General features: G+C 71.4%; 10 protein-coding genes and 1 tRNA gene. 5 read left to right on the top strand and 6 right to left on the bottom strand.

The genetic code is table 11. From position 1 onward, the window contains the following. Positions 1-84: 84 nt before the first annotated feature. The gene (locus tag OG599_RS16075; RefSeq protein ID WP_327176664.1) at positions 85-888 is read left to right on the top strand and encodes a maleylpyruvate isomerase family mycothiol-dependent enzyme; all 804 of its coding nucleotides are present in this window, start codon (positions 85-87) and stop codon (positions 886-888) included. 94 nt (positions 889-982) lie between these two features. Here OG599_RS16075 and OG599_RS16070 read toward each other — a convergent pair whose 3' ends face one another. Beyond that, a complete protein-coding gene (locus tag OG599_RS16070) occupies positions 983-2,494 on the bottom strand; it encodes a sulfatase family protein (protein ID WP_327176663.1) in 1,512 nt (503 codons plus the stop codon). A gap of 334 nt (positions 2,495-2,828) precedes the next feature. Then, a complete protein-coding gene (locus OG599_RS35465) occupies positions 2,829-2,921 on the bottom strand; it encodes a putative leader peptide (RefSeq protein WP_327269069.1) in 93 nt (30 codons plus the stop codon). A 464-nt stretch (positions 2,922-3,385) separates the two neighbouring features. Between OG599_RS35465 and purF the strand changes: the two genes are divergently transcribed. Beyond that, a complete protein-coding gene (purF, locus tag OG599_RS16065) occupies positions 3,386-4,912 on the top strand; it encodes an amidophosphoribosyltransferase (RefSeq protein ID WP_327176662.1) in 1,527 nt (508 codons plus the stop codon). A 57-nt stretch (positions 4,913-4,969) separates the two neighbouring features. Then, complete coding sequence (gene purM, locus OG599_RS16060; protein ID WP_327176661.1) at positions 4,970-6,043, top strand: phosphoribosylformylglycinamidine cyclo-ligase; 1,074 nt, start codon at positions 4,970-4,972, stop codon at positions 6,041-6,043. A gap of 282 nt (positions 6,044-6,325) precedes the next feature. On the opposite strand, the gene OG599_RS16055 is transcribed toward purM, so the two are convergent. Then, entirely contained in the window at positions 6,326-6,577 is a 252-nt protein-coding gene (locus OG599_RS16055) for a DUF3073 domain-containing protein (protein WP_327176660.1), read from the bottom strand. A 348-nt stretch (positions 6,578-6,925) separates the two neighbouring features. Continuing rightward, positions 6,926-8,026, bottom strand: a complete 1,101-nt coding sequence (locus tag OG599_RS16050; protein ID WP_327176659.1) for a Leu/Phe/Val dehydrogenase — start codon at positions 8,024-8,026, stop codon at positions 6,926-6,928. 174 nt (positions 8,027-8,200) lie between these two features. On the opposite strand from OG599_RS16050, the gene OG599_RS16045 reads away from it, so the two are divergent. Further along, positions 8,201-9,046 carry a hypothetical protein gene (locus OG599_RS16045; protein WP_327176658.1) on the top strand — a complete coding sequence of 282 codons (846 nt, stop codon included), beginning with the start codon at positions 8,201-8,203 and terminating at the stop codon, positions 9,044-9,046. A 996-nt stretch (positions 9,047-10,042) separates the two neighbouring features. Next, a complete protein-coding gene (gene bldC, locus OG599_RS16040) occupies positions 10,043-10,249 on the top strand; it encodes a developmental transcriptional regulator BldC (RefSeq protein ID WP_003949541.1) in 207 nt (68 codons plus the stop codon). Between the two features lie 1,288 nt (positions 10,250-11,537). Here bldC and OG599_RS16035 read toward each other — a convergent pair. Continuing rightward, positions 11,538-11,612 (bottom strand) — tRNA-Asp (locus tag OG599_RS16035). Between the two features lie 136 nt (positions 11,613-11,748). Beyond that, a complete protein-coding gene (hrpA, locus tag OG599_RS16030) occupies positions 11,749-15,690 on the bottom strand; it encodes an ATP-dependent RNA helicase HrpA (protein ID WP_327176657.1) in 3,942 nt (1,313 codons plus the stop codon). Positions 15,691-15,860: the final 170 nt, after the last annotated feature.

Genomic DNA, 15,860 nt, shown 5'->3' with positions numbered 1-15,860 from the left:
CCGCCGGGCGGGGGCATCGCGCTGTTCCGGGGCGGGCCCGGGGTTCCGGTGTCCGGCGCCCCTCGGAGCCGTACGCTCGACGGCATGCCGCCGACGACCCGCAAGCGCGCCCGCCGCTACGACCCCGACCGCACCCGCACCGCCGTACTGGCGCAGTTCGCCCTGGTCGGGCGGGCGGTCGCGGGGCTGACCGACGACCGACTCGCGCTGCCCACCCGGCTCGGCGACTGGACCGTGCGGGAGCTGGCCGTCCATCTCGCGGCGGCGCTCTCGGCCGTCTCCCGGAACCTGGAGCTGCCCGAGCCGCCCGGCGCGAAGCCGGAACTGACCCTGGTCCAGTGGCCGTTCTCGACGGCGGCGCGGGCCGGGCGGATCGACGAGGACGTCCGCGCGCTCGCCGCCGCCCACCCCGACATCACCGCCCTGTACGGAGAGGTCACGGCCCGCTTCGAGGCGGTGGTGGTCCCGTCCGACCCCGACCGGCTGCTGCCGACCCGCACCGGCTCGATGCGGCTCGGCGACTACCTGGTCACCCGGACCGTCGAGCTGGTCGCGCACACTGACGACCTCAACGCGGCGACCGGCCTGGACGTCCCGTACGACCGGCAGGCCCTGGCCGCCGCCACCCGGCTCCTCGCGGACGCCCTCGCCGAGCGGGCGCCCGGCGGGTCGGTGGAGGTGCGGGTCCCGCCGTTCGCCGTGGTCCAGTGCCTCGGCGGACCCCAGCACACCCGCGGCACGCCCCCCAACGTCGTGGAGACCGACCCGCTCACCTGGATCCGGCTGGCCACCGGGCGGGCCGGCTGGGCCGAGGAGCGGGACGCGGCGCGGATCTCCGCGAGCGGGGAACGGGCCGATCTCGCGGGGCTGCTGCCGCTGATGGGCTGAGCGGCGGGTCAGGGGTCGAGCGGCGGGAACGTCCCGCCGCCCGGTGTCAGGTACGGGCGGCGGGACGGGTCCTGTGAGGTGCGGCGGGCGCGGCTCAGAACGGCGAGGTGCCCGCGCTCGCCGGGTACGGCAGCAACTCCGCGTTCGTCCGCTCCCAGAACGCCCGCAGCTCCGCCAGCAACTCCGGCTCCTCGGCCGCCCGGTTCGCCTGCTCGCGCTGGTCCGCGCGCAGGTTGAAGAGCTGGTCGCCCCCGGTCTTGCCCCGGTAGTACTTCCAGTCGCCCCGGCGCACCGCGCGTTCGCCGCGCACCCGCCAGAACAGGTCGCGCTCCGGGACCTCTTCGCCCCGCAGCAGATAGCCGCCGAGGCTGGTGCCGTCCAGCGGGTACGCGGGGGCGGGGCGGGCGCCCGCTATCTCCAGCAGCGTCGCGGTCCAGTCCGGCGAGAACACCGGCAGGTCGCTGACCTGCCCGGCATCGATCCTGGCGGGCCAGCGCAGCACCGCGGGCACCCGGATGCCGCCCTCCTGGAGCGAGCTCTTGTTGCCGGAGAGCGGCCACTGGTACGAGAAGCGCTCGCCGCCGTTGTCGCTGGCGAAGAAGACCAGGGTGTCCTCCTCCTGACCCGACTTCCTCAGCGCGTCGAGCACCTTTCCGACCGAACGGTCGAGGTCCTCGACCATCTCCTTGTACTTCTCGACCGATCCGCCGTCGTTGTGGAACAGGGCGGCCACATTGCCCGCCTTGATCTTCCGGACGACCTCCGCGCTCTCCTCGGTGTCGCCGTCCGCGATCCACGGCCAGTGCGGGGTGGTGAAGTTGAGGTTCAGCAGCCACGGCTTGTCGTGGTCGCGCTGGACGTACTCGCTCGCCCGCTCGGTGAGGATGCGCGTGTAGTAGCGGAGGTCCTTGTACGCGGCGTCGCCCTCGTAGAGGTCGTACTCGCCGCCGAGGCCGAGCTTGGAGTAGTACTCCAGCGCCCCGCCGAAGTTGCCGAAGAACTCGTCCCAACCCGACTTGGTGGGGCTGTAGTCCGGCAGGTACCCGCAGTGCCACTTGCCGATCAGCGCGGTGGCGTACCCCGTGGAGCGCAGCAGCGAGGCGAGCGTCGGGTGCGTCGGCTCCAGGCCCACCGACCGGTCCGCGATCGGCTCCGCGAGCCCGCCGGCGGTGCGCCCCGGGTAGCGGCCGGTGTAGAGGCTGAAGCGGGTCGGCGAGCAGGTGGCGGAGCCGGCGTACGCGTCGGTGAACCGCACGCCCTGGCGGCCGAGGCGGTCCAGGTTCGGCGTCTTGATGTGCGGGGCGCCGTACGAGGAGAGGTCGGCCCAGCCGAGGTCGTCGCCGAGGATGAAGAGGATGTTCGGGCGGCGGGAGTGCTTGCCGCGCGCCGCCCGGAACGGCCTCTCCCGGAAGTCGGCCCGCTGCGGCGCGGCGGCCGGGGCGCTCGCCGGGGCGGCGGACGCGGTCCCGGCCGACAGGCCCACGGCCGCGGTGGCGGCGCTCGCGCCGACGGCGGTGCCGAAGGCGCGGCGGGAGAGCGCACCGGAGGGCTCACCGGCGCCGGGGTTCTGGGTCGGGTTCTGGTTCGGGCGAGGGGCGGAAGACATGGCGACTCCGGGCACGGGCCCCCGCAGGGCGACCGGACGCGCACAGGCGCACCCGGACCCCTGAGGGAGCAGGCGGGAAGCAAGGGGGAGGGCGGGGCGGAGACCGGACGGCACGGGTGGGCCCGGGCAAGGGGTCCGCGCAGAGGGGGTACGCGGCCGGGGGCCCGCACATGCGGCGCGGGCGGCCACCGGCGCGGGCGGCCACCGGCGGCGCGCTCGGCGGGCCGGTGGGATCAGGAGCTCAGGGACTCGTGAGCCAGGGACTCGTGAGCCAGGCGTTCACGAGCCAGGCATTCCTGAGCCCGGGGACTCAGGAACTCGGCGGCTCGGGCGCTCAGGAACAGCGACAGATGGCGCTCGCCAGGCGTCCCAGATCGACGTGGCGGCGCTCCACGAGCGTGACCGAGAGATCACCGAGAGGCTGCATGGCCCAGGAGCCTGCCGCCTGGGCGTGTCCGTGTCAACGATCGTCTCGCGGTACGGACAGGCGTACCGCTATCCGGACCCGGGGCGCCGCTCGGAGCGTCGGCACGGCCCTCGGCGCCCGTCTCCCGGCCCGTGCAGTGTGAGGCTCGCCACGGAACGGGCGGTCGGCAGGGGCCTCCGGTTGCCTCCGGGCCCGTCTCACCCAGAGCGACGGATGTGGCCGGCCTCCGACGGGCCGACCGGCGCCGCCGCCGGCCGGGAGAGGCCGCAGTGCTGGGATCCGGCCGCCCCGGCGATCGGGGGCCGCCGTCCGGCCCCCGCCCATGATCACTCCCGGTGATCAACGAGACCCCCCGGAAACGGACTTCCCGCTTCGCGTCCGCGCACGTCCGGGCGGCTCCGGCCACCGGTGCGGGGCCCGTCCCCAATTCGGACCAGTGGTCGACCTCGCCTACACTCGGTGGCGTGCCTCGTGGTGATGGACGACTCAACCACGACCTGCTCCCCGGCGAGAAGGGCCCCCAGGACGCTTGCGGCGTCTTCGGTGTCTGGGCTCCCGGCGAAGAGGTCGCCAAGCTCACCTATTTCGGACTGTATGCCCTGCAGCACCGTGGACAGGAGTCCGCGGGCATCGCAGTGAGCAACGGGTCCCAGATCCTGGTCTTCAAGGACATGGGACTGGTCTCGCAGGTCTTCGACGAAACGTCTCTGGGGTCGCTCCAGGGCCATATCGCGGTCGGTCATGCCCGCTACTCCACCACCGGTGCCTCGGTGTGGGAGAACGCGCAGCCGACGTTCCGTGCCACCGCGCACGGCTCGATCGCCCTCGGCCACAACGGCAACCTGGTCAACACGGCCCAGCTCGCGGAGATGGTCGCCGACCTGCCGCGCAAGGACGGCCGCGCCACCCAGGTCGCCGCGACCAACGACACCGACCTCGTGACCGCGCTGCTCGCCGGGCAGACCGACGAGGAGGGCAATCCGCTCACGATCGAGGAAGCCGCCACCAAGGTGCTTCCCCAGGTCCGCGGCGCCTTCTCGCTCGTCTTCATGGACGAACACACCCTCTACGCCGCCCGGGACCCGCAGGGCATCCGCCCGCTCGTCCTCGGCCGCCTGGAGCGCGGCTGGGTCGTCGCGTCGGAGTCCGCCGCCCTCGACATCTGCGGCGCCAGCTACGTCCGCGAGATCGAGCCGGGCGAACTCGTCGCCATCGACCAGAACGGTCTGCGCACCTCCCGCTTCGCGGAAGCGAAGCCCAAGGGCTGCGTCTTCGAGTACGTCTACCTGGCACGCCCCGACACCGACATCGCCGGGCGGAACGTCTACCTCTCCCGCGTCGAGATGGGCCGGCGCCTCGCCGCCGAGTCCCCCGTCGAGGCGGACCTGGTCATAGCGACACCGGAGTCCGGCACCCCCGCCGCGATCGGTTACGCCGAGGCCAGCGGTATCCCGTTCGGCGCCGGTCTGGTCAAGAACGCCTACGTCGGCCGGACCTTCATCCAGCCCTCGCAGACCATCCGTCAGCTGGGCATCCGTCTGAAGCTGAACCCGCTCAAGGAAGTCATCAAGGGCAAGCGCCTGGTGGTCGTCGACGACTCGATCGTCCGCGGCAACACCCAGCGCGCGCTGGTCCGGATGCTCCGCGAGGCCGGTGCCGCCGAGATCCACATCCGGATCTCGTCCCCGCCGGTCAAGTGGCCCTGCTTCTTCGGCATCGACTTCGCGACCCGCGCCGAGCTCATCGCCAACGGCATGTCCGTCGACGAGATCGCCACGTCGCTGGGTGCCGACTCGCTCTCGTACATCTCGCTCGACGGGATGATCGAGGCGACGACGATCCAGAAGCCCAACCTCTGCCGCGCCTGCTTCGACGGTGAATACCCGATGGAGCTTCCGGACCCGGAGCTGCTCGGCAAGCAGCTGCTGGAGACCGAGCTGGCCGCCGGCCCCGCCGCCACCGCGGCGGCCGACGCGCTGCGGCGTCCGTGATCCGGACCGACCGGCGTTTCTTCCAGCCCCGTATTCCCACACGAAAGATCCCGGGCAATGTCTGAGACAACAGGTGCTTCCTACGCGGCGGCCGGCGTCGACATCGAGGCCGGCGACCGCGCGGTCGAGCTGATGAAGCAGTGGGTGAAGAAGACGAAGCGCCCCGAGACCGAGGGTCTCGGCGGGCTCGGCGGTTTCGCCGGACTCTTCGACGCCTCCGCCCTCAAGCGCTACGAGCGCCCGCTGCTGGCCTCCGCGACCGACGGCGTCGGCACGAAGGTCGACCTGGCGCGGCAGATGGGCGTCTACGACACCATCGGCCACGACCTGGTGGGCATGGTCGTCGACGACCTCGTGGTCTGCGGCGCCGAACCGCTCTTCATGACCGACTACATCTGCGTCGGCAAGGTGCACCCCGAGCGTGTCGCGGCGATCGTGAAGGGCATCGCCGAGGGCTGCGTCCTCGCCGGCTGCTCCCTGGTCGGCGGCGAGACGGCCGAGCACCCGGGGCTTCTCGGCCCGGACGACTTCGACGTCGCCGGCGCGGGTACGGGCGTGGTCGAGGCCGACCGCCTGCTCGGCCCCGAGCGCATCCGTAAGGGTGACGCGGTCATCGCCATGGCCTCGTCCGGTCTTCACTCCAACGGGTACTCGCTCGTGCGCCACGTGGTGTTCGACCGGGCCGGCTGGACCCTGGACCGCCAGGTGGAGGAGTTCGGCCGGACCCTCGGCGAGGAGCTTCTGGAGCCCACCCGGATCTACTCGCTGGACTGCCTCGCCCTCACCCGTACGACCGAGGTGCACGGCTTCAGCCACGTCACCGGCGGCGGCCTGGCGAACAACCTGGCCCGGGTCGTCCCGGACGGGCTGCACGCCACCGTGGACCGGTCCACCTGGACCCCGGGCGCGGTGTTCGACCTGGTCGGCAAGGCCGGCAAGGTCGAGCGGCTGGAGCTGGAGAAGACGCTGAACATGGGCGTCGGCATGATCGCGATCGTCCCGGCCGACTCCGTGGACGTGGCCCTGACGACGCTGGCCGACCGCGGGGTCGACTCCTGGGTAGCCGGCGAGATCACCGACCGCGGCGACCACGCCACGGGCGCCGAGCTGACCGGCGACTACGCCCGCTGATCACACGCGAAACCGCCGGGACCGGGCGGGGCGGGGCGACTCGGGGATCGTCCGCCCGCCCGCCGGCGGGGTCCGCACGGCGGATGCGGCCACCCGGCGGGAACCTGGCGGTGCCGTCGCGTCGGCCCGGGCCGGACCGGGCGTGGGCAACGCCGGACACCACGGCCCGGAACATCGCGGCCCCGTGCACCATGGACCCGAACACCACGGCCCGACCGTGACCGGACAGCACAGAACCCGGTCCGGGACAGGCCCGGACCGGGTTGTTGTGTCAGCGCGAGGTCAAGCGCCGCGGCGCTGGGACGAGGGACCGGACTCGTCGTCCTCGTCCTCGTCGTCGTTGTAAAGATCCGCGTACTGTGCGTACGGGTCATCGTCCTCGTCGTCGTCCTCGAACGGCTCGGCGTTCGGTGGCTGACTCGAAGGTGATGCGCCCAGCTCATTGGCCAGACGTGTGAGGTCGGTTCCGCCGCTGCTGTACTTCAGCTGGCGGGCGACCTTTGTCTGCTTGGCCTTTGCCCGGCCGCGCCCCATGGCTCGACCCCCTCGGTGACGGGGCTCGACGGCCCCAGAGTCTTGACACGCGTTCATGTTTCGGGACGGCCTCTCGGATGAGAGTCCGTGCCCGTAGAGCTTCAACGGTACCTGCTTCCGTGGCCATACGGTACGCCGCCCGCGTCTTGCGCCCCGGTACAGGACCAATGAGGAGCTCCGTCCTCGCTGGTCAACTGCGATTTTAACCTCTTCTTGGCGTACGACCCGCCGACCGGCGTGAGTCTTGTCTCGCAGGTTCCGTGCGCCCTCCCACCGGCCGGAACCGTCCCGGAGAGCGAGACTCCGGAACGGTTCCCTCCGCTCCGGCCGGCGGGCGGGCCGTCCCGGTCAGGCGCGCGGGGAGCGAGCTGCTCCGGCCATCCGCCGCTCGGCGATCCGGTCCGCGGCGGCGGCCGGCGGAACCCCGTCCGCCTTCGCGAGTGCGAACAATTCCAGCGTGGTGTCGAAGATCTTCGCCGTCTTCGCCCTGGCCCGCTCGAAGTCGAAGCCGTGCAGCTCCTCGGCGACCTGGATCACCCCGCCGGCGTTCACCACGTAGTCCGGGGCGTAGAGGATCGCGCGGTCCGCGAGGTCCTTCTCCACCCCCGGGTGCGCGAGCTGGTTGTTGGCCGCGCCGCACACCACCTTCGCCGTGAGCACCGGCACCGTGGTGTCGTCCAGCGCGCCGCCGAGCGCGCAGGGGGCGTAGATGTCGAGCCCCTCGGTGCGGATCAGCGCGTCGGTGTCCGCCACGACGGTGACCTCGGGGTGGGCGTCGGTGATCCGGCGCACCGACTCCTCGCGCACGTCCGTGACGACGACCTGCGCCCCGTCCTCCAGCAGGTGCCGGACCAGGTGCCGGCCGACCTTCCCGACGCCCGCGACGCCGACCTTCCGGCCGCGCAGGGTCGGGTCGCCCCACAGGTGCTGGGCCGAGGCCCGCATCCCCTGGAAGACACCGAACGCGGTGAGCACCGACGAGTCCCCGGCGCCGCCGTTCTCGGGGGAGCGGCCGGTGGTCCAGCGGCACTCGCGGGCGACGACGTCCATGTCCTCGACGTACGTCCCGACGTCGCAGGCGGTGACGTACCGTCCGCCGAGCGAGGCCACGAACCGGCCGTAGGCGAGCAGGAGTTCCTCGGTCTTCACGAGGTCCGGGTCGCCGATGACGACGGCCTTGCCGCCGCCGTGGTCCAGCCCGGCCATGGCGTTCTTGTACGACATCCCGCGCGCGAGGTTCAGCGCGTCGGCGACGGCCTCCGCCTCGGTGGCGTACGGGTGGAAGCGGGTACCGCCAAGGGCGGGGCCCAGGGCGGTGGAGTGGAGGGCGATGACGGCCTTGAGGCCGCTGGCCCGGTCCTGGCAGACGACGAGCTGCTCGTGTCCACCCTGGTCCGAGTGGAACAGGGTGCGCAGCACGTCGACGGGTGCGCCGGTCACATCGGTCACGGTGGTGACTCCCAAGTACGAAGCGGCGGAAGGGGACTTCTGCGGGTGGGAAGCCCCCGGCGGACCGGCGGACCGGCCCGTCCGGTTCAGAGCGTAGGCGCTGCTCCCGCGGCGGATCGCCTCTCTGCCGGGGATCACCCCCTGAGGGAGTACGGGCGTGACACGATCAGCTTCATGTCGGTGGTGTCTTCAGTGCTCGTCCCTTACACGTCCTATCTGCGGGTGTACGAGCCCCTCGCCGCCTTCCCGGAGGCCGAGCGCGCGCACTGGGCGCGTTACGCGCAACGCACCGAGTTCCCCACGGCGCAGGACGAACTCCGCCGCGCGCTGGCCGACTTGGTGCCCACGCCGCCGGTCGGGGTGAGCCCCCACGAGAGCGCGGACGCCTTCGTCGCGGAGCTCGACGGGGTGGTCTGCGTCTGCCCGTGGCGGACCCGGCTGCGCGGATGGCTGGCCCTGGAGGAGCTCGGGGGGCTGTTTCCGGCCAATGTGCTGGACGCGGTGCTGCCTCCGGTGGTCCGGGAGCAGCAGACCGCCGACCACGAGCGGTGGCAGCGCCGGAACCCCGACGCGCGGCCCTGGATCAGGACGGCGGTGTGGCACGTACCGGTCCGCTGGTTCGTGCTCTTCACCGACGAGGAGCGTGAGTACGGGGCGCCGGACGGCGCGGGCGGACCGGCCGCGCTGCGGTACCGGACGCCCATGGTGCAGGCGCGGCGCAGGCTGGCGCGCGGGTTGCGGACCCTGCGCGAGACCGTGGACGACGGCCCGTTGGCGGACGGGCTGGTCGACGTGGGCCGCTGGCTGGAGGAGTTCCACCCCCGTTCGCTGGTCGAACTGGACTACGGGGGACTGGTGCACGCGGTGCCGGCGGCCCGGCTCGCCGGTGACCGGTCGGCGGCGGACGTGGCCGAGGGCCTCGCGGCGCTGCGCGCGGGCGACAACGACCGCGCCGCGGAGGCGTACGGGCGGCTGGCGGAGCGCTGGCGGGCGGTGCGGGACCTCCGGTCCGCCAACTGACGGGCGAGCGGCCCGCCGACGGAGGTGCCCGGGGTCGCGGGCGCGCACCGGTCCGGGCGCCCGGGGGCGCGGGCGGCCCCCGGTCCTGGCGCCGTGGGGGTGCGCTTCGTGCAGGGGGCCGGGTGCCGCGGCTTCGTGAAGTGAACGGGGAGAGGGCTGTCCGGCGTCAACATGTGTCGGCGCACCGCACCACCAATGGATGCGAATCGGACCACGGTGGCATGAAAGGTCCGAACCGGGGCAACCTCATGCCGAGGCGGTCGCAAGCAGGCCAATCGGATGGAATCGTGCCAAGGCGCGCCAACCGCCTCCTTCGCCAGGAAGGCCGGCCCGGACGGGCGGCCGTGACCGGGAAGGGAGTTGAGGAAGCCGATGATCGCCGAGGAGACGTGCGAGCACGCACGCGAACCCACGGGGCGGGTCGAGAGGTGCCGGACCGGGACGTGATCCGGTGCGGGCCGGGCGGGCTCCCAGGCCCGGCTGACGGCCCGTGGGATGCGTCTCCTGTGACGTGCGGGATTGGCGGGACGGGGGGCTACGTCCTCCGGCCTAGGTCTTACGTCCTGAACCGGTCCAATGGCCGCAAGCGTGACGGACGGCACTAAGGGCGCCCTTGCGTCCATCCCTACCCCTCGTGCCAAAATAGGACAAGGAGTCCGGGGAGGACTCTGTCCGTCCAACTATGGGCGGATTGCTCTGCATTGCACGCTATGGGGGGTCTAGTGACTCCTGATCGCTCTGTGACTGATCGTTACTGACGCGTGACTGTCCGCTATGGCATGGTCCATCGGCTTCCGTCGCTGATGAACACCTGGGAGGGCAATTCCATCGGTTTGGCCGACGTGGCTGGACGGATGGTGTAGTTGTAGTGCCGAGGACAAGCCGTTCGTCCTATAACCGACTCGGCCCCCGTCCGCCATTTCGGGCAACGTGGGCCAAGGTGCAGAATTTAGAGGAAAGAACCGAGATGGTTCGGTTCTCCCGAGGAGGCCGCTCATGACCGCTCGCACCCCTGATGCCGAGCCGCTGCTGACCCCGGCTGAGGTTGCCACGATGTTCCGCGTGGACCCGAAGACGGTCACCCGTTGGGCCAAGGCTGGCAAGCTCACGTCCATCCGCACGCTCGGTGGACATCGCCGATACCGCGAGGCAGAGGTCCGCGCACTGCTTGCGGGTATTCCGCAGCAGCGCAGCGAGGCCTGAAGAACCCCTGTCGCCGCATCACGACCGGGCAGCTGACGGCCCCCCAACCGCAGCCGCTCACCCATAGCTCCATACGACGGGCGCCCGCCCCAACGGGCGCCATACCTGTGCGATGCGGGTACGTCGTGAAGATCGCGCTGGACTCCGCCGGGTCCAGCGCGATCTTTTTTTGTGCCCGAGCGCCCTGGGGGCCCCGGTGAAAGCCCTGGTGGCACGGGTGGGAGGCATGTGCGGCCGTCATGGCCGACCGGGGTGTGCGCCCGGAACGTGCGGCCGGCGGGTGCGGCCGGTACGGGGCGCCGTCCCCGCTCCGGCGGGCGCCGGGCGCCTCGCCGAGGCGCTTTCCGGCCGCTTCCCGGGTTTCTCCGTACAGCCTGCCACGCGGCTCCCGCGACCGGTGCGGGCGGGGGGTGTGGGCAGGTGTGGGGTTCTCTGTGTGACCCGGTGAAGGAGTCTGTCCGGAGGCGGGGGAGCTACCCGTACGGGTGGGGAGAAACCGGAGGGATGGATTCCAGGAGAGTGCCCGGGGGAGGTGCAATTGCACATATTAAATTCGGCCGTTGTATGGAGAGGGTAAAGCCACACTGTCCAAAAACTGGTTCGGTGACTCCCGTCACACTCCCTGCCGCTTGCCAACATCCAGCCTGCCACTGCGGGAAGCCGGGGAACTCCGCCGATGGTCACGGGCCGTGGGGACTTTCGCCCTTGGCCCGGGTGGCCACCGCGCCCTCCCCGGGGGCCCGGAGGGCACCGCGGTGGCCGCCGCGCGGACCCGCCGGTGCGGGCCGGGTGCCCGTGCGGCCCCTCGGAGGGTGCTCTCGCGGGCCCGGCGACCCCCGGCGGGCGTTGAGGGGCCGTTCCGGGCCGCTCCCCCGCTCCGGAGCGTCTCCGGGGGGCTCTGCGGGCCCCGGGGGCCGGAGCGCCCGCCAGGTGTCCGTCGGGGCACTCGTGGGGCGCGAGCGGGCGGGCGGTGACCGGTGGGGGCGGTCGGGCGGGGGCGGCGAACGCCCGGGCCGTGGCGGGACGGCCTCGGCCGGCGAAGGGAACGGCCGCGAAGGGAACGGCATGCCCCGTTCGTTCCGGAGCCGTTCGTTCCGTGCCCGCAACGCCGCGGAAACCGGCCCACGCACCACGGGAGCGTCCGGCCGCCGCCCCGGGCGAAGCGCTCCGGTGGAAGAGCTCCGGTGGAAGCGCCCCGGTGGAAGCGCCCCGGTGGAAGCGCCCCGGTGGAAGCGCCCCCGGAACGCGTGAAAGCCCGGATCGAGATGATCCGGGCTTTCGACTGCTGCGGTCCTGACGGGATTTGAACCCGCGGCCTCCACCTTGACAGGGTGGCGAGCACTCCAAACTGCTCCACAGGACCTTGCTGTTGTTCTTCGCTTCCGTACTCTCGTCCGGCTGCGAAACAGGACTGTACAGGAGGTTGGCGGGCCAGGTCGAATTCACTCGGGGTGACGCCCTGCTCACACCTCGGCGAGGGGTGTGAGCAGGGCGTTCTCCTACGGTGCGGCGGCGTCGATCGCCTTCACGATCCGCTTGTCCGACACCGGGAAAGCCGTCCCCAGCGCGTGCGCGAAGTAGCTCACCCGCAGCTCCTCGATCATCCAGCGGATGTCCAGGACCTCCTGCGGCACCGGCCGCCCCTGCGGCAGCTGCTCCAGCAGCCAGGCGTACTCGTCCTGCATCTCGTGGACCTTCTCCATGCGCGTGGTGTCGCGCTGGACGGAGGTCGGCATCTGCTGGAGCCGGCGGTCAGCCGCGACGAGGTAGCGCATCAGGTCGGGCAGCCTGCGCAGTCCGGTCGCGGTGACGAACCCGGCCGGCACGAGGCGCGCCAGCTGGTCCGTCACGTCGGCGACGTTGTTCATCAGCGTCAGGCTGTTGGTGGCCTTCAGACGGCGCTCGCAGGCCTGCCAGGCGGCCAGGATCTGCTGGACCTGGCCGACCGTGCGGACCGTGAGGTCCACCAGGTCGGCGCGGACCTTGTCGTACAGGGTCTTGAAGGCCGCCTCGTCCCAGGCGGGGCCGCCGTGGGCGGCGATCAGGCGGTCGGCGGCGGCGGTGGCGCAGTCCTCGAAGAGCGCCTGCACCGAGCCGTGCGGATTGCGCGACAGGGCCAGCTTCTGCTGGTTGGTGAGCTTGTCCGAGGCGAACTTCGCGGGGTTCACCGGGATGTTCAGCAGGATCAGCTTCCGGGTGCCGCGCCACATCGCCTGCTGCTGCTCGGCCTCGGTGTCGAAGAGCCGGACGGCGACCGTCTCGCCCTGGTCCACCAGTGCCGGGTACGCCTTGACCGGCTGCCCGGCCCGCCGGGTCTCGAAGACGCGCTCCAGCGTGCCGATGGACCAGCTGGTGAGCCCCGAACGCTCGATGGAGACGCCGGAGGGCCCGGCGGTGGCCGCGGCGGCCTGGGAGAGCGCCTGGCGGGCCTTGGGGCGCAGCCGGAGCTTGAGCGCCTCCAGGTCCTTGTCCTCGGCGACCTTGCGGCGCCGCTCGTCGACGATCCGGAACGTGATCTTCAGGTGTTCCGGTACGCGCCCCAGGTCGAAGTCGTCCGCGGTGACCGGCACCCCGACCATCCGCTGGAGCTCGCGGGCGAGCGTGGCGGGCAGCGGCTCCTGGAGCGGGACGGCCCGGTCCAGGAACTTCTCCGCGTAGTTCGGGGCCGGTACGTAGTGGCGGCGGATCGCCTTGGGCAGCGAGCGGATCAGCTCGGTGACGACCTCCTCGCGCAGGCCCGGGATCTGCCAGTCGAAGCCCTCGGAGGTGACCTGGTTGAGCACCTGGAGCGGGATGTGGACGGTCACGCCGTCCGCGTCCGCGCCGGGCTCGAACTGGTACGTCACCTTGAACTTGAGCTTCCCCTGCCGCCAGGAGTCCGGGTAGTCGTCCTTGGTGACGGCCCCGGCTTTCTCGTTGATGAGCATGGAGCGCTCGAAGTCCAGGGCCTCCGGCTCGTCCCGGCGCTTGTGCTTCCACCACGAGTCGAAGTGCGCGCCCGAGACGATGTGCTCGGGGATGCGCTGGTCGTAGAAGTCGAAGAGCGTCTCGTCGTCCACGAGGATGTCGCGGCGCCGGGCGCGGTGCTCCAACTCCTCGACCTCGCCGAGGAGTTTGCGGTTGTCGTGGAAGAACTGGTGGTGCGTCCGCCAGTCGCCCTCGACGAGCGCGTTCCGGATGAAGAGGTCCCGGGACGCCTCCTGGTCGATTCGGCCGAAATTGATCTTGCGCTGGGCGATGATCGGTACCCCGTAGAGTGTGACCCGCTCGTACGCCATCACCGCCGCCTGGTCCTTCTCCCAGTGCGGCTCGCTGTAGGTGCGCTTCAGCAGGTGCTGGGCGACCGGCTCGATCCACTCCGGCTCGACCTTCGCGTTGACGCGCGCCCAGAGCCGCGAGGTCTCCACCAACTCGGCCGACATCACGAACCGGGGCTGCTTCTTGAAGAGTGAGGAGCCCGGGAAGATCGCGAACTTGGCGCTGCGCGCGCCCAGGTACTCGTTCTTCTCGGTGTCCTTGAGGCCGATGTGCGAGAGCAGGCCGGCCAGCAGCGAGGTGTGCACCGCCTGCTCGGGGATGCCCGCGTCCGCCACCGGCTCCTCGACCTTGATGTCCATCTGCCGTGCGACCGTGCGGAGTTGGGAGTAGATGTCCTGCCACTCGCGGATGCGCAGGAAGTTCAGGTACTCCTGCTTGCACATCCGGCGGAAGCTGGAGGAGCCGCGCTCCCGCTGCTGCTCGCGGACGTACTCCCAGAGCTTCAGGTACGCCAGGAAGTCCGAGGTCTCGTCCTTGAACCGGGCGTGCTGCTGGTCGGCCTGCGTCTGCTTGTCCGAGGGCCGCTCGCGCGGGTCCTGGATGGAGAGCGCGGCGGCGATGACCATGACCTCGCGGGCACAGCCGTTGCGGTCGGCCTCGATGACCATACGGGCGAGGCGCGGGTCCACCGGGAGCTGCGAGAGCTTGCGGCCGAGCGGGGTCAGCCGCTTGCGCGCGTCCTTCTCCTCCGGGTCCAGCGCCCCCAGCTCCTGGAGCAGCTGCACACCGTCGCGGATGTTGCGGTGGTCCGGCGGGTCGATGAAGGGGAACTTCTCGATGTCGCCGAGCCCGGCCGCGGTCATCTGGAGGATGACGGAGGCGAGGTTGGTCCGCAGGATCTCGGCGTCGGTGAACTCCGGCCGGGTGAGGAAGTCGTCCTCGGAGTACAGCCGGATGCAGATGCCGTCCGAGGTACGGCCGCAGCGGCCCTTGCGCTGGTTGGCGCTGGCCTGCGAGATCGCCTCGATCGGCAGCCGCTGCACCTTGGTGCGGTGGCTGTAGCGGGAGATGCGGGCGTTGCCCGGGTCGATCACGTACTTGATGCCGGGGACGGTCAGCGAGGTCTCGGCGACGTTGGTCGCCAGCACGATGCGGCGGCTGATGCCGCTGGGGGTCCGCTGGAACACCCGGTGCTGCTCGGCGTGGGAGAGGCGCGCGTAGAGGGGGAGCACCTCGGTGTGGCGGAGGTTGCGTTTGCCGAGCGCGTCGGCGGTGTCGCGGATCTCGCGCTCGCCGGAGAGGAAGACCAGGACGTCGCCGGGGCCGGCGGACTGGAGCTCGTCCACCGCCTCGCAGATCGCGGTGATCTGGTCGCGGTCGGCGTCCTCGCCGCCCTCTTCGAGGAGCGGGCGGTAGCGGACCTCCACCGGATAGGTGCGTCCGCTGACCTCGACGATCGGGGCGTCCCCGAAGTGCCGGGCGAACCGCTCGGGGTCGATCGTCGCCGAGGTGATGACGACCTTCAGGTCCGGGCGCTTCGGCAGCAGCCGGGCGAGGTAGCCGAGGAGGAAGTCGATGTTGAGCGACCGCTCGTGCGCCTCGTCGATGATGATCGTGTCGTACGCGAGCAGCTCGCGGTCCGTCTGGATCTCGGCCAGCAGGATGCCGTCCGTCATCAGCTTCACGAAGGTCGACTCGGGGTTCACCTGGTCGGTGAAGCGGACCTTCCAGCCGACGGTCTCGCCGAGCGGTGTGTCCAGCTCCTCCGCGACGCGCTCCGCGACCGTGCGGGCCGCGATCCGGCGGGGCTGGGTGTGGCCGATCATGCCGCGCACCCCGCGCCCCAGCTCCATGCAGATCTTCGGGATCTGGGTGGTCTTGCCGGAGCCGGTCTCGCCCGCGACGATCACGACCTGGTGGTCGCGTATCGCCTCCAGGATCACGTCCTTCTTCTGGCTGACCGGAAGCTGGTCCGGATACGACACGGTGGGCAGCCGGGAGGCGCGCGCGGCGAGCCGTTCGGCGGCCTTGCCCGCTTCGGCCGCGATCTCGTCCACGACGGACTGACGGGCCTCGGGCTTGCGGATGCGGCGCGCTCCTTCGAGACGCCGGCCGAGCCGGTGCGCGTCACGGAGCGAGAGCTGTCCGAGCTGGGACTGGAGATCAGCGAAGGAAGTAGACATACGGATCCCAGGATCTCACCCGCGCCCGAAGAGTGGCGAACCGATTTCGCATCCGCCACGCCCCGGGCCGGGCACGGGCGTGGCGGATGCCCCGGCACCCGGCACCGCAGCGCTCGGCACGCCACCTCGCGGCGTTGTCGGACACGGCCTAGCATTTCCGGCAGTCGACC

This window comes from Streptomyces sp. NBC_01335 (assembly GCF_035953295.1).
Lineage (GTDB): Bacteria > Actinomycetota > Actinomycetes > Streptomycetales > Streptomycetaceae > Streptomyces.
The sequence above is the reverse complement of the archived record's forward strand: the minus strand, read 5'-3'. Positions and strand labels throughout refer to the sequence as shown.

Excerpts from the sequence above, each read along its gene's own strand:
- OG599_RS16045 (WP_327176658.1), top strand. The coding sequence starts at position 8,201 with ATGTCGGTGGTGTCTTCAGTGCTCGTCCCTTACACGTCCTATCTGCGG.
- OG599_RS16075 (WP_327176664.1), top strand. The coding sequence starts at position 85 with ATGCCGCCGACGACCCGCAAGCGCGCCCGCCGCTACGACCCCGACCGC.
- bldC (WP_003949541.1), top strand. The coding sequence starts at position 10,043 with ATGACCGCTCGCACCCCTGATGCCGAGCCGCTGCTGACCCCGGCTGAG.
- OG599_RS16055 (WP_327176660.1), bottom strand. The coding sequence starts at position 6,577 with ATGGGGCGCGGCCGGGCAAAGGCCAAGCAGACAAAGGTCGCCCGCCAG.
- purM (WP_327176661.1), top strand. The coding sequence starts at position 4,970 with ATGTCTGAGACAACAGGTGCTTCCTACGCGGCGGCCGGCGTCGACATC.
- hrpA (WP_327176657.1), bottom strand. The coding sequence starts at position 15,690 with ATGTCTACTTCCTTCGCTGATCTCCAGTCCCAGCTCGGACAGCTCTCG.
- OG599_RS16070 (WP_327176663.1), bottom strand. The coding sequence starts at position 2,494 with ATGTCTTCCGCCCCTCGCCCGAACCAGAACCCGACCCAGAACCCCGGC.
- OG599_RS35465 (WP_327269069.1), bottom strand. The coding sequence starts at position 2,921 with ATGCAGCCTCTCGGTGATCTCTCGGTCACGCTCGTGGAGCGCCGCCAC.